We start from the raw sequence: 14,142 nt of genomic DNA on the forward strand, positions 1-14,142 counted from the left end.
TTCGCACAAGTTACGACAAACGGGGATGATGTTACGAATGTCGCACACCGTGTGCATCAGGACACGCACCAGAAAACACGATCGCAGCCTTTGATAAAGCCGTTGAGATTGGTGCGGATTACATTGAAGTAGACGTTCATATGAGTAAAAACAATGAGGTTGTCGTCATTCACGATGCAACGGTAAACCGAACAACAGATGGTGAAGTAGAGTGAACGACTTTACATTGCGTGAGTTGCGCCAGCTGGATGCAGGCAGTTGGTTTAGCGACGAATATAAGGGAGAGCAAATTCCTACACTTGGAGAAGTATTAGACCGCTACCTCGGTGAGATTGGCATTTTAATTGAAGTCAAGGACCCTGCTAACTATAACAATATGGAACGGTTTGTCGCAATTGAACTGATTAAACGTCAGCTTCGAAAGCCAACGGATGAAGAAGTAATCGTTCAATCATTTGATCATGCTTCAATGGAGCGATTCCATAACATTCTTCCAGACGTTCCAATCGGGGTATTAGTGAGCAATAATCCGAATGGTATTAGTGATGAACAGTTAAAAGCTTTCCAAACGTATGCGGATTATACGAACCCGAACCATCTTATGGTTGATCAAGACCTAGTAACACGTATTCAAGATCATGGAATGCAAATCTCTACGTGGACAGTCAATGATCCTAACCGAATGGAAGAGTTGGTTGAGTATGGTGTTGATGGAATCATTACAGACTTTCCAGATCGTTTACAAGACGTGCTGCAATAGTGTCTAGTCGTAAATCTCGAAAAAAAGGTAAATAATCTCTTAATGATTGTCATAGGTTAATAGTAGTTACACTTCGATAAATAATTAATAGGGTAGAGACATGATGAGACGACCCGACAAACAAAACTCGACCTTTGTTTGTGTTGGTCGTCTTTCTTTATCAGAAAAAGGGGGATCGATTCATGAAAAAGATGAAACGCTCATTATGGTTCGTCGGTATGGGATCATTTGTGGTTTTAAGTGCATGTGGTAGTGGAGATTCAGAAGATGATGTTGGCACAATTACGCTTTACTCACCAGAAACGCCAGATATGTCGGCAGAATTAGCTGAAGCTTTTGAAGAAGAGTACGGAGGTACTGTGAATGTTGAGTATGCAGGCACGAATGTGCTTGTAAACCAAATGCTTGCAGAACAAGACAACCCTCAGGCAGATGTATGGTATGGCGGTGGTGGGTTTATGCCGTTCGAATCAGCCGTTGAAATGGGAATCTTGGAAGCGTATCAACCAGAAGCAGCAAGCGATTGGGAAGTTTATGAAAACGATATCAAAATGAGGCATGAAGATTGGATGTATACAGGCATCGAATTGTTCGCACTTGGATTCTCTTACAATCCTGAACTCGTATCTGAGGAGGAATTACCACAAACGTGGGATGACTTACTCGATCCAAGGTGGGAAGGCGAAATACAAATGCCAAACCCAGCTGCTTCAGGAACAGCCACGCTACTCGTACTCAGTCAACTCCTTGCTAAAGGGGAAGAAGAAGGTTGGGAATACTTTGACCAACTCGTTGAGCAAATGAGTGCAATGCCAGACTCCGGACTTGCGCCAACGCAAGCGGCTGCTTCTGGTGAAGCTTCAATCGGAATTGGATTTGACTTTATGGCGTATCAAATGAAAGAGCGTGGAGAATCGATTGATTTTCACGTTCCTGAGAGCACGCCAGTACTCGTGAATCCTGCGACGCTTATAGCGAACGGACCGAATCCAGAAGGTGGGCAGAAGTTTATTGAATTTTTACTATCGGAAAAAGGACAGCAAATTAAAGCCGATTGGGGTCATATTCCACTTCATCCAGACGTCGAGTCCCAAACGCCTCTCAATGCAGAAGCGCTAAAAGATCATGCAATGGAACTTGATGTAGATTGGATTATCGAAAACTATGATGATGCTAGAAACGAGTGGCAACAACGGTATTAAAGAAGTTCTGTCGTCATTAATTTCAGTAAAGGTGTGAGGGCAATATGGGTTCTGTAACTGTGAAAGGATTAGTCAAACAATATAGCGACGTCCCCGCACTAAAAGGGTGGATTTAAACATCCGAGAAGGGGAGTTTTACGCCCTTCTCGGGCCTTCTGGATGTGGTAAAACGACAACGATGCGTTGCATTGCTGGTTTTGAGGACATTACAGAAGGCGACATTTATATTGGAGAACAACGGGTAAATGATGTCGCTGCCAATCGGCGTAATTGCGGGATGGTGTTTCAAAGCTATGCGTTGTTTCCTCATTATAATGTGTTTGAAAATGTGGCTTACAGTTTAACGGTTCGAGACCTTTATCGAGGTTCGTATGGAAAGCGAGTGAAGAGTTTTGCGCGCTTAATGAGCCGAAAGCTCGGAAAACCACCGAAAGAACTTTATCAAAAGGTTATGGATGCCTTGCAAACGGTTGAACTGAATCACTTAGCTGAACGTGGCGTCGGCGAATTGTCTGGGGGGCAACAACAACGAGTTGCATTAGCACGAGCACTCGTTATGGAACCAGCAGTATTATTAATGGATGAACCGCTATCAAACTTAGATAAAAAGTTGCGGAACACCATGCGCACAACGATCCGAAACATTCAACAAGAAATCGGCATTACGACGATCTTTGTTACACACGACCAAGAAGAAGCGATGAGTATGGCAGATCGCATCGCGGTTATGAAAGATGGAGAAATTGTCCAACAAGCAACACCAACTGAGTTGTATGGAAAACCGTTAACCCCGTTTGTTGCTGATTTTGTCGGCTCATCTAACCTTTATGATGCGACGGTAATAGGTGAACGGCAAGTAAAGATCAACGATCAATTTGTTGTTCATACGAACGGAGTAACAGCGAGTAATGAAGCAAAAGTGTTAATTCGCCCAGAAGGCATTAAAATTCTTCGCGAACGTCACGAGAGTACAAATGTGATTGAAGGGCAAGTAACGATGAGTACGTATTTCGGTCCGAACATTCGTTACGATGTAAATGTCGGAGAAGCAACAGTTGTCGTTGAACAAGAATTCGAACCCGGGATTCCGGTCTATGATCAAGGAGATCATCTTTTTCTTCATATTCCTGAAGAAAGGGTGCTACTTCTATGAAAGAAAAGCACAACAAAACGAGACGTTTTCAACGCTTAAAAAACTGGGACAGCCTGAAACTTTTAAAGTATGCAGTGATCGGTTTCTTTGCCTTATTTCTGATGATTCCGTTGTTATCGGTGTTTATCGTCAGTTTCACTGGGGAACCGGTAAACCTTTTTGGTTCCTTTGTGAATCCGGAAATTCTCTCTACAAACATAGAGCGACTTTCAAATGCTTCATTTGAACATTACGCAAATCTCTTTTCAAGCGGCAGTGTCTATTTATCAGCACTAAACAATAGTTTGTTACTTTCCATTTTAGTGTCAGTCATCGTCATTGTCATGTGTTTACCGATCGCATACGCGTTTGCAAGAACAGCGATGCCATTTAAGAAAACCTTAGCGGCGCTATGTACGATGCCCATTATCGTACCGACATTTATTTCTGCTGCGGGCTTTATTATCATGTTCGGTCGTACAGGCTGGGTGACACACGTCTTTAATACAATGCTCGGAACAGAAGGCGCGATTTTTAATGTGTATTCAATGTTAGGCATCATTCTCGTGCAAGTGTTTTTCTTCTTTCCATTTGCCCTTTGGCCAATGGTTGCAGCATTTAAGATTGCCGACCTTTCTGTTGAAGAAGCCTCACGGAATCTTGGGGCAAAAAGTTGGTCCACGATGGTATTTGTCACGTTGCCGCTTGCCTTACCGGGCATGATTTCGAGTGCACTACTCATTTTCACCGTCAGTTTTTCTGATTTTGGAACACCAATCATTTTAGCACCTGACGGCTTAAACTTAATCGTCGTGCAAGCGTACCGTGAAATCTCTGGATTCTTTAACTGGGCTGGCGCATCAATTTTAACGGTCATCATGGTCATTGTTGCGGCCATCTTCTTTTGGTTACAACGGTTGGCGACAAAAGGGAAAGATTACGGAACGGTTTCTGGTAAACCTAAAAAAGTAAAACTCAATGCAAAAAAAGCAGTGACATTACCGCTTTTCACTTACACAAGTCTCGTTGTTCTATTACCTGTGCTTACCGTCTTCTCTGTGTTTATTCAATCGATCGCAACGACATGGGGCCGCGATTTGTTACCGAGAGGATTTACACTCGATCACTATGCAACGATCTTTACTCGCTCAACGGACAACATTATGAACAGCATTATTTTAGCGAGTGGTGCGCTTGTGATTAGTGTGATTGTTGCGACATTGGTAAGTTATTTTGTCGTACGACAAAATGCAACGAAACTTGATTTTATTGCCTCCATTCCTTTGGTCGTACCAGGAATTGCGCTTGGAATTGCGTTTATTCAGACGTTTAACACCGCTCCTTTACAATTAACAGGTACTGCTTTTCTATTAATTGTTGCGTACGCGATCCGTAGAATGCCATACATGATTCGCTCGACGATGGGCAGTATGATGGCCATCCGATCTGATATCGAAGAAGCCTCCGTAAACCTTGGGGCATCACGGTTGTTAACGTTAACGACAATTGTCGGTCCATTGATGTTGCCAGGCATTGTCGCCGGATCCATTCTCGTATTCGTCACGGTTATTAAAGAAACGAGTGTAACGATTCTTTTGGCACCGTCAGAATGGGCGCCGATGAGTTTGATGGTATTCCAAAATATTTTACGTGGACAAATGTATACGGCATCTGCGATGGCAATTTTAATTATCGGTGTCGTACTCATCCTCCAACTCGTCGCGAATCGCCTGACGAAAAATTCGTTATACTAACAAAGGAGGAGTGGGATGCAACGAGGCTATATCTTTGATTTAGACGGCACAATTTATTTAGGGAATAAAGAAATTCAAGGTGCTGCAAATACCATTCGCACGCTTCGAGAGCGTGGCGATCGGGTTTTGTTTATGTCGAACAATCCACTCTTTAGTAGACTTGATTTTAAAAAGAAGCTAGCAGCACTTTCCATTGACGTCAGTGTTAACGAGATTTATAACTCGAACTATATATTAGCAAGACATCTAAAGAGTCGTTTAACAGCTATTGACCGCGTATTTGTCATTGGAGAAGCACCCTTATACGAAGAATTACAAAACGCAAACATCCCACTTACATTTCAACCAACAGAAGCGACCATTGTTGTCGTCTCTTGGGACCGTGATTTTACGTATATAAAGTTGAAACAGGCGTACGATGCCTATCGAAACGGTGCGACGTTCATTGCAACAAACCCAGATCGTACGTGTCCAATCGATGGGGGCGCAATTCCAGATTGCGGTGCAATCATTGGCGCAATTGAAGGGGCAACAGGGGAGAAAATCACAGAAATTGCCGGTAAACCATCGAGCATTACGACGAGTGTCATCCAAGACGCCGTTGGATTACCGACAACGTCTTGTTATATGATCGGTGATCGGTTAGAAACCGATATTAAGATGGCAAATGACGCCAATTGGCACAGTGTCCTCGTATTAACGGGTGTAACAACAACGGATATGCTCGAGAAGTCGCTGATCGTGCCTAAGACGACACTGCAAAGCGTAAGAGAATTAGTAGACATCTAAAAAGTACAATGCCGCTAAGCATTGTACTTTTTCTTATCAAATAGATCCTCCGTCAAATGACGAGTTCATCACCTGTATCAAAGCGAGATTCATCACTCGTAGCACCTGTTACGAGGGCAACCTTATTTTTGGAGTCGTGCCAACGTGTTCCTACCCTCAACTAAACGTAATGGCCGTCAAATACCTGGTATGGAGTAACGACAAACGTATTCGTTACACACGTGAACGTCGTTTAGCGTGAAGTGATTTGATTTGTTCGCTCAGTTCATGTACAGGACCATCAACGTTTGCGTTAACTAACACGTCTTGAATGGATAAAGGCTTTAGATTCCCTGCTTGTTGTCCCCATTCTTTTCGCCATTCCCGTAACTGTGCGCTTGAGCTTGCGTAAATGATTCGACCTAATCCAGCAAGACCGTGAGCGGATGCACACATCGGACAATGTTCACCGGATGTGTACACCGTAGCTTTTTTACGTTCTTGTTCACTTAAATGGATCGCTGCATATTGAGCAATTGAAAATTCAGGGTGTTTCGTTGGGTCGCCACTTGAGGTTCGGTTATAATCTTCAAACAACACTTCACCGTCTTCGGATACGAGTAGTGACCCAAAAGGGTCGTTTCCTTCTTCCAATGCGAGGGCTGCAAGCACTACGCATCGTTCTAAATACGTATAATCTTGTTCGGTAATCATAGAAACATCTCCTTATCGAGTTCATTTGGTTGCCTTTATTAATGTTATGGTAAAATAAACCGTCACCAATGTCATCTCATTCAACACTGGAGGGAAAAGTTTGCAACGCTTGTATTATGCTATTGTACTTAGTATTGTTTTTATCGGATTGGCGTTAGAATCGACTCTCTTATTATCACTATGTGGAATTCTAAGTCTTCCGATGTTTTTTTATTCATTTTACAGAAGTAATCGTCTCTTCAAAGGGATGGGACTTGCTTTTTTAGTTATAGGTGCGGTGTTATTACCGTTTAGTACGATTTCTTTCAATGAGTTGCCGCAATTGTTCTCGAGTAATTTGACGCTCGTCGTGTTTGTAGCAATCGTTCCGCTCATGCAAGCAGCAATTGAAACCCTTTATTATGATCGAAACGTTAACGCTTGGCTATTTACACGAGCAAACACGACTGGGAAAGTTGAAAACCGCGCCTTGTTAACGACCTATGGGTTCGTTCCATTTATGAATTTCTCAATTTTACCTTTGTTGCAAAACACGTTAAATGATCATCTATCTGAGCTACCAAAGAAGACACGAAACAGCATCATTAGCAAATCAACACTTCGTGCTTATGCGTTAGCACTCGTTTGGATGCCAATGGAAATTATGGTCGTAACCGCGATTGGGTTAACAGGGGAGAGCTATTTCTCGTTGTTACCTTATTTATTGTTATTGTCCGTTACGATGACAATCATTGAAATGGTCCGGCCTCGCGTATTAAAAGGGACAAGCCTGAATCTAATCAACGATTATACGAATGCCAAGGGAAGGTCGAAAGGTTCACTCGTAACGGCTGTTGTCGTCTTTTTACTTCTCGTTACATTAATCGGAGAGTGGTTAGAGCTTTCATTTTTACTCACGGTTATTTTACTGATTCCATTGTTTTCGTATACTTGGACGTTGCTCTTTGGCAAATCAAAACCCTTTATAGCAAACGGACAAAGTGCGTTAGGGAAACAATTGAAAACGGGGATTCATCCGTTCCTTGTACTATTTATGTCACTCGGTTGGTTTACAGGAATCTTAAATCAAACCGAATTACTTACCATCGTACAAGAACCTTTACGGGCATTTGAAGAGCATCCGTACGTCTTACTGTTGTTAATCCCATTAAGTTTTTATTCCTTGGCACTAATCGGAATTCACCCGATTGCATCAATGGTTTTAGTTCATGAAATCGTGGCACCGATCTTACAACCAGGCATGCCAATCGAACTTACCGTAATGTATATCGTCAGTGCATTAGCAACGTTTACGATGTCTCCTTATGGAATTGTCGTAACGATGACCGCCCGTCATACGAACCAGAATCCATACCGAATTATGCTTACGAATTTACCGTTTGCGTTGCTGTTTGGAGTAATAGCAGTGGGGTTATTGATCCTCATTCCTTAAATTTAAACACACATAGCAATGTTCTATGTGTGTTTTTTTGGTGCGTATTAATGTAACACAATATCTATTTTGTTACATAAGATTTTTGCTAAGTAAATCAAAGAGAACGACTGTTATGATGAGGTTTTTTGATTACTTACTAGCGAATCATAATGTAACATATTGCGTTCACATTACTTCTAAGGTAATCTGATTAGAGGAGGCGATTTTGTGGAGAAAAGAGAAGTAGCTCCGTATGTTTATTTGACTGATGAACAATACGAACGCCTACATGAACGTTACGGCAAAGATCAATTAGAAAAGCGAATTTATCAGCTATCTAAGAAGAAGCAAAACGGTGAAAAGCCACTTGAGTTAAGTGATTATCACTCTTTACGAACCAAGGGGATGCAGCTCGTTGAACCAATTCGCAATCGAGATGATATCCAGTTAATGAAACGAATATTAAAGCGCGATAGTTTACGGAATTATTTTCTGTTTTCACTCGGTTTAAATACAGGGATGCGAATTAGTGATTTTATCGGTTTACGCGTAAACGACGTTTTAAACCGTAAACATATTGAAGTCATTGAGAAGAAGACCGGGAAAACACGCCGGTTTAAAGTCAATTTCGAACTGCAACAAGACATTCATGAGTATGTCGAAGGAATGGCAACTACAGATTACTTATTTCCGTCTAAGAAGACGAAAGAGCCGATTAGTCGTGTACAGGCGTATCGTATTCTTCGAAAAGCCGCTGATCGCGCAGGTCTTCAGAGTATCGGAACGCATAGCATGCGGAAAAGCTTAGGTTATCATTTTTACAATCAAACGAAAGATGTTGCGATCTTACAAGAAATTTTTAACCATTCAACACCGCAAATTACGAAGCGTTATATTGGCATTCGCCAAGATGAAATTGACGAGAGTTTGGATGATTTTTACCTATGAGCGAATTTGCAAATTAGATGGGTTATCACCCATGTCCGTCCATCTAATTTGCAAATTCAAGCGTGTGATTGATGATTAAGAAAATTCATCCATCTCACCTGAAAAAAATGCTCTACTGTATACACTGATCCTGCGTTCAAGAAAAGCACAGGTCTTACAAAAACACGAACTGGAATTACCTGTTTAACGTTAAATGATCTAATGGGGGACAATAAATGAAACGAGTCGATGTAGTTTATGCGCTTATTTATGATGACACAACTAGCAAGATTCTTACGGTTGGAAACAGACGTGAAAATGAGAGTAAGTGGAGCCTTCCAGGTGGAGCAAGGAACGTGGAGAGACATTAGAACGAGCTGTTATTCGCGAGACATTAGAAGAAACTGGATTACACGTTACAATTAAAAATATTGTTGCCATTAATGAGAAATTCTTTCCGCACGCACATGCAATATTTTTCACCTTTGGGGTTAGAGTAGTAGGGGGAGAGCTTTCCATTAACGATTCAAATGAAATTACCGATATCCGTTGGATTGATATAGAAGAAGCTGAAAAAATAATGGATTACTTTCCTAATGGCGTTCAATGTTTCGTAGAACATAGTGTGGCAGCTCCTTATTATTTCCAAAATGAATAGAACAAAAAGAACAATTACATAATTAAAAAAGCAAATTCTATGCTATACATTGGCATTCGCATTTTTATTGTAAATAAAATAACTCAAGTCTTTGACAGCCTAGACACGATCTAAGTGATTCGTATCGTTGATAAAATGAATGACCTTTTCTTTATCCGTAAATTCAATCATGCTAATCCCTGTATCTCCGATCTTAAAGTAGTAATCCATGTTAACTTGCATTTGCAAAAAGGCTCGTAAAATACTAATAATGACACCACCATGAGCAACAATCGCAATGCGATCGTATGTATTTTCTGCGACAATTTTAGAAAATATCGTTTCAATTCTCATACGAAACTCGATGAATGATTCACCATCTTCAAAACGATCATGAAGGAATGTTGGCTGCGGATGCTTTTTCGCTTCGTCAAAAGACATGCCTGCCTGGATCCCATTATTAAATTCCATTAATTCATCTTCCAACTTCACTGGACAACCAATTGTTTCCGCTAATGTTTCAGCAGTTTCTCGCGCTCTCTTTAATGTACTTGCCCAAATAAAATCTGGTGGAAAGTCATTTTTTACTTTATGTACTAAACTTCTCACTTGTTTTCTACCCATTTCCGTCAATTCAAAGTCTGCTCTTCCCTCATGCACGTTTAATAGATCTGCTTCCGATTCCCCGTGCCTAATTAATAGTAGTTGCATACCTGTCTCCCCCTTATATTTGTTAAAGCAGAACGATATAATATCATAGTTCAACGGTATATTCAAATAAATAAGAAATGTTTATTTTCGGGACGACTTTAATCTACTCGTTATAAAAGAATGAAACGAGTCATTACGTTCACTCCCTCTTCACCAATGTACTTCATTAATCGTTTGTTAATTGCAGTGACTTTCATAGGTTTAAAGTCATTTGACAACAAAATACTAGTTCAATTTTACGTTACTAAAGAACGGACTTATAGGCAAATGGTTGACTTCTTATTAAAAATACTCCGAAAATAGTAGAAGGGATCATACTTAGGAGGCATAGTTGAGATGAGCAATAAGAAAGATGAATTATATAAAGATTTAACACAATTAAGAACGAAACAAATCGTTGATACGCTTTCACATGCTGAAAAACAGAAACTACAGGCGGTTATTTACGATGTTGAACAACAATTAGAAAAACAACATAAGAAGAAGTTCGATCTTCATCAATTGCAAGAAGAGAGTTGGGTGAAAATCCACGCATTTCGTAACTTCTCGTTTGAAGATGTAACACCTAAGAAAACCTTCATGGATGTTCTTTTAAGCCGCCCGCAATTTCTTTACTATAGTGTGAACGTTGAAGAGGAAGATTGGGAAGTGAATTCGTTACAATTCTCAGACACGATGATGTTGAAAACGATGTTTGAAAAAGACGGTATCGTATTCTCGGAGGTCCTGCCAGGATTCATGGACTATTTTGATAGTAACCAAGTGACCAAGGAAGAAAAAGAACAAATGGAGCGATTACCAGATCCTAAATGGTGTCTTTTAAAAGTAGATGAGATGGTAGAGCTCGATGAGACCTTAAAAAGTACCAATATAGAATTACATGACATGGTTCTTTGGCTCAAGGAAATGTGGCATAAGGATTATCAGCTCTTTATTGAGTACGACGAAGCGCTGACGATTACGATCTCCTAAGTCGTTGTCAATTTAAATACATTGCTGATTGGTATTGTACGTAATGTTGTAGGCGGTTTTCATTGACTTTTAATCATTGCGATCATTGTATGGGTACATATGAAATTACACTAAAGAAGTAAGAGGAATTTCATTATTACTTTATTTCAAGGTTTATCAAATTATACTTAGGAGGCGTTTTGTAAATGAGTATTGAATTTGAACCAATCTATAGAGAATTACTTCAATTAAGAATAAAACAAGTGAATGGAAAGCTTTCACACGAAGAACAACAAGAGCTTAAAACGGTTATTCGTACTGTCGAACAACCTGTTGAAGAAAAATACGGTAAAAACGACGACTACAATCAATCTCAAGAAGAGCGATGGGTGAGCTTTCATGCCTATCGCAACATCTCTTTCTATAAAATAGAACCTAAAAGAAGCGTAATGGATGTTCTTTTAAGAAGGCCAGCACCTATACCAGAAATACAACCTTATGGTGTCACCTTCGATGATTATCAGGAAGGAACGCTACAGTACCGTAGTGTTTTGACGTTAAAATCACTTTTTGAAGATCAACACATGACGTGTACATTTTCAGAACTAATTCCAGCTACATTCGACGAATTCTTGGTCGAGGATGTCACAGAAGAGCAGAAACATATAATGGAACGTTTGCCAGAACCTCAGTGGGGTCTTTCCAAACTAGAAGCACTTGAAGGTTTAGAAGAAAAGTTGGCTAATAACCGAGAATTACAAGAGATGGTCAGTTGGTTAAAGGAAATGTGGCAAAATGAGTATAAAGTAATCGCTGATTTTGATGTGGCACTAAAATTTAGAGTGCCTGAACAGTAAGATCCCTTAGCCATACTTGAAGCAGAAGTATTCACACTTTAAGTGAATACTTTTGTTTTTGTTGGGCAAAAATGCAACTAGAACGTCAATACACGTTAAAATGAGGGATGAGAAAGTGGAAAACGTGATGCATTTTACGAGCAGGATGATGCGGTAATGTATTTTCGTTATCATTTTGGGTTCTCCCATTTCAAGCTTTTAGAAATTAACAATCATGAAGGAGCTCCGAACACGTACCGTTTACTTATTGACTGTGAGAAATACGCTGAATTTATAAGTGAACAATTCGGCAATTGTGTAAAAAGTCGTCAACTAGGTGAGCACTTTTTACACGTCTGGGCTGAAGGGACGGTCATGATATCGACAGAATAAATCCATACGTTTATCATCATTGCCATAGCGGGTCTAATGAGCGTTCAATACTTAGTCCAAGGATCGTTTCGAAGCTCTATACCCGTCTGTGTTTTGAACAATACCCCTTTCCCTAAAGCGTATTCTCTTAATAAAAACCAACCATCTTCTGTCTGAATAAGTGGGTCTACGGTTAGAGGTGTTGTATCGAATTGGTTTACGATGTGCTTGGCGACTGATACGGAAATCCATTCACTGTGTATTAAAATGTCAAAGTCACTCTCTTCATTCATCGTTTGTGACTCTGTGGCTAATTCAAAACCAACACTTCCAGTTGGACCCCAATGCTTGGAATTTAAAAACTCTTTCATCATTATGAACGTTTCTTGTGCACTCGTCAGTCGCAGTCGTTTCTCATCAAAGGAACGAAGCTCTAAGGGAGTAAGGACGTCTAGAACATGATTGTAAGAAACAGTCGTGGCAAAACGTTTACTACGACATGTGCCTCGAATCCCAATCGGAATTGAGGAGTGATCAGTTTCCCCACGTCGCACGACGACGTAGGGATTTTTTTGTAATGACGATTGTACCCAGAGTGGGAGATCACTATGATCTGTAATAAAAGCATTCACATTAACTTTTAATAAATCATGAGGTTTGTACATCATACCGCCTCCTAACAAGACAATAGATTTAATTTTCATAAAAGTGTAGACAATCCGATGTAAACTCATTATAATCTAAACTCAGTACACAGTCGACTGTATACCATTAATTGAAAACGCTTACAAAGGAGTGCGTTGATGGTTATTTATGGTGTGGCCATATTGGCGGTCTGCATGATTGTAGGGATGTTATTCGGAGAATGGTTAGGTATAGCCATTGGCGTTGAAGCCAATGTTGGTGGCGTAGGGATTGCGATGTTGTTGTTAATCATCGTAGTTGATCGCTTGAAAATGAAAAATCGTCTGTCTGAACCGACACAATTGGGCTTAGGCTTTTGGAATGCCATGTACATTCCGATTGTTGTCGCGATGGCCGCGAATCAGAATGTTGTTGCAGCCATCGATGGGGGACCACTTGCGATTGTGACAGGAATTGCTGTTGTAATCATCTCGTTTCTAGCTGTTCCTCTTGTCAGTCGAATCGGGAAAGGAAAAAGCGAATCGATTGACGAAGGAGGGCGTCCTCTATGATTGAATCAGTCGAAAATGTGTTAGTCGGTAATGGTCTCATCTTTGGATTTGCGATTGTAGGTGCCATTATGGTTATCGCCTATGCATTGTCCAAGTATGCGACCCGAGGACTCGTACACGGATCTTCTATTGCCATTCTTCTCGGTCTCGTACTTGCTTACATTGGCGGAAGACTGACTGGTGGAGAAAATGGACTGTCCGACGTCTCGCTTTTTGCAGGTATTAGCTTATTAGGTGGAGGCATGATGCGTGACTTTGCCATAGTAGCAACGGCTTTTGGTGCTGATTTTCGAGAGATTAAACGTGCTGGAATAACTGGAATTTTAGCACTCGTTCTTGGAATCTTGCTTTCATTTACAATAGGTGTCGTGTTTGCGTTGATGTTTGGTTATACCGATGTAGTAAGTTTAACAACGATAGGAGCAGGAGCTACGACGTATATTGTCGGACCAGTGACAGGTGCTGCTATCGGCGCAAGTTCCGAAGTAATTGCGATAAGTATAGCTGCCGGTCTCGTGAAAGCAATTTTAACGATGGCACTCACACCATTTCTTGGTAAGTATATCGGACTTGATAACCCCCGTTCTGCGATGGTGTTTGGGGGATTACTCGGAACGACAAGTGGTGTTGCTGGTGGACTTGCAGCATTAAATCCAAAGCTCGTTCCGTACGGAGCGGTTACGGCGACATTTTATACAGGACTTGGCTGTCTCTTAGGACCGTCAGTGTTGTATATGATGATGCGGTTGATTTTCGGAGGGTAAAGAG

At 40.8% G+C, this 14,142-nt stretch carries 16 protein-coding genes and 1 pseudogene; 14 read left to right on the forward strand and 3 right to left on the reverse strand.

The annotated features are described in order from the left end of the window. Window positions 1-107: 107 nt before the first annotated feature. From JCM19038_RS24185 to JCM19038_RS02615, 6 genes are all read left to right on the forward strand, one after another. Window positions 108-215 carry a glycerophosphodiester phosphodiesterase family protein gene (locus JCM19038_RS24185; RefSeq protein WP_255343332.1) on the forward strand — a complete coding sequence of 36 codons (108 nt, stop codon included), beginning with the start codon at window positions 108-110 and terminating at the stop codon, window positions 213-215. Next, entirely contained in the window at window positions 212-760 is a 549-nt protein-coding gene (locus JCM19038_RS02595; RefSeq protein WP_255343327.1) for a glycerophosphodiester phosphodiesterase family protein, read from the forward strand. The genes JCM19038_RS24185 and JCM19038_RS02595 overlap by 4 nt, the downstream gene beginning before the upstream one ends. 182 nt (window positions 761-942) lie before the next feature. Further along, on the forward strand, window positions 943-1,962 hold the full coding sequence (locus JCM19038_RS02600; RefSeq protein ID WP_042360435.1) for an ABC transporter substrate-binding protein: 1,020 nt from the start codon (window positions 943-945) through the stop codon (window positions 1,960-1,962). A gap of 106 nt (window positions 1,963-2,068) precedes the next feature. Next, window positions 2,069-3,115 (forward strand): ABC transporter ATP-binding protein, encoded by a 1,047-nt coding sequence (locus JCM19038_RS02605; RefSeq protein WP_238554250.1) that lies wholly within the window; start codon window positions 2,069-2,071, stop codon window positions 3,113-3,115. Beyond that, the gene (locus JCM19038_RS02610) at window positions 3,112-4,848 is read left to right on the forward strand and encodes an iron ABC transporter permease (RefSeq protein ID WP_042414138.1); all 1,737 of its coding nucleotides are present in this window, start codon (window positions 3,112-3,114) and stop codon (window positions 4,846-4,848) included. The genes JCM19038_RS02605 and JCM19038_RS02610 overlap by 4 nt, the downstream gene beginning before the upstream one ends. A 15-nt stretch (window positions 4,849-4,863) precedes the next feature. Continuing rightward, the gene (locus tag JCM19038_RS02615; RefSeq protein WP_042414141.1) at window positions 4,864-5,637 is read left to right on the forward strand and encodes an HAD-IIA family hydrolase; all 774 of its coding nucleotides are present in this window, start codon (window positions 4,864-4,866) and stop codon (window positions 5,635-5,637) included. 213 nt (window positions 5,638-5,850) lie between these two features. On the opposite strand, the gene JCM19038_RS02620 is transcribed toward JCM19038_RS02615, so the two are convergent. After that, a complete protein-coding gene (locus JCM19038_RS02620; RefSeq protein ID WP_042414143.1) occupies window positions 5,851-6,330 on the reverse strand; it encodes a nucleoside deaminase in 480 nt (159 codons plus the stop codon). A gap of 100 nt (window positions 6,331-6,430) precedes the next feature. On the opposite strand from JCM19038_RS02620, the gene JCM19038_RS02625 reads away from it, so the two are divergent. The 3 genes and pseudogenes from JCM19038_RS02625 to JCM19038_RS02635 all read left to right on the forward strand — a co-directional run bounded on the left by JCM19038_RS02625 (window position 6,431) and on the right by JCM19038_RS02635 (window position 9,329). Beyond that, window positions 6,431-7,762, forward strand: coding sequence for a hypothetical protein (locus JCM19038_RS02625; RefSeq protein WP_042414146.1), 1,332 nt, complete (start codon window positions 6,431-6,433; stop codon window positions 7,760-7,762). 387 nt (window positions 7,763-8,149) lie between these two features. Continuing rightward, on the forward strand, window positions 8,150-8,692 hold the full coding sequence (locus JCM19038_RS02630) for a site-specific integrase (protein WP_042414362.1): 543 nt from the start codon (window positions 8,150-8,152) through the stop codon (window positions 8,690-8,692). A gap of 215 nt (window positions 8,693-8,907) precedes the next feature. Continuing rightward, window positions 8,908-9,329: pseudogene (locus JCM19038_RS02635) on the forward strand (NUDIX domain-containing protein). 99 nt (window positions 9,330-9,428) lie between these two features. Here the strand turns inward: JCM19038_RS02635 and JCM19038_RS02640 are convergent. Then, the gene (locus JCM19038_RS02640; protein ID WP_042414149.1) at window positions 9,429-10,019 is read right to left on the reverse strand and encodes a histidine phosphatase family protein; all 591 of its coding nucleotides are present in this window, start codon (window positions 10,017-10,019) and stop codon (window positions 9,429-9,431) included. A 336-nt stretch (window positions 10,020-10,355) separates the two neighbouring features. On the opposite strand from JCM19038_RS02640, the gene JCM19038_RS02645 reads away from it, so the two are divergent. From JCM19038_RS02645 to JCM19038_RS02655, 3 genes are all read left to right on the forward strand, one after another. After that, window positions 10,356-10,991: a hypothetical protein gene (locus JCM19038_RS02645; protein ID WP_042414152.1), complete on the forward strand. Its 636-nt coding sequence runs from the start codon at window positions 10,356-10,358 to the stop codon at window positions 10,989-10,991. A 185-nt stretch (window positions 10,992-11,176) separates the two neighbouring features. Further along, window positions 11,177-11,827 (forward strand): hypothetical protein, encoded by a 651-nt coding sequence (locus JCM19038_RS02650; RefSeq protein WP_042414154.1) that lies wholly within the window; start codon window positions 11,177-11,179, stop codon window positions 11,825-11,827. A 156-nt stretch (window positions 11,828-11,983) separates the two neighbouring features. After that, window positions 11,984-12,199, forward strand: coding sequence for a hypothetical protein (locus JCM19038_RS02655; RefSeq protein ID WP_042414157.1), 216 nt, complete (start codon window positions 11,984-11,986; stop codon window positions 12,197-12,199). Between the two features lie 44 nt (window positions 12,200-12,243). Here JCM19038_RS02655 and JCM19038_RS02660 read toward each other — a convergent pair whose 3' ends face one another. After that, complete coding sequence (locus JCM19038_RS02660; RefSeq protein WP_052360987.1) at window positions 12,244-12,843, reverse strand: malonate decarboxylase holo-ACP synthase; 600 nt, start codon at window positions 12,841-12,843, stop codon at window positions 12,244-12,246. Between the two features lie 138 nt (window positions 12,844-12,981). On the opposite strand from JCM19038_RS02660, the gene madL reads away from it, so the two are divergent. Next, complete coding sequence (gene madL / locus JCM19038_RS02665; protein ID WP_042414163.1) at window positions 12,982-13,374, forward strand: malonate transporter subunit MadL; 393 nt, start codon at window positions 12,982-12,984, stop codon at window positions 13,372-13,374. Next, entirely contained in the window at window positions 13,371-14,138 is a 768-nt protein-coding gene (gene madM, locus JCM19038_RS02670; RefSeq protein WP_042414166.1) for a malonate transporter subunit MadM, read from the forward strand. The genes madL and madM overlap by 4 nt, the downstream gene beginning before the upstream one ends. Window positions 14,139-14,142: the final 4 nt, after the last annotated feature.

The sequence above is a fragment of the Geomicrobium sp. JCM 19038 genome (assembly GCF_000698125.1).
Classification (GTDB): Bacteria; Bacillota; Bacilli; order Bacillales; family Marinococcaceae; genus Geomicrobium_A.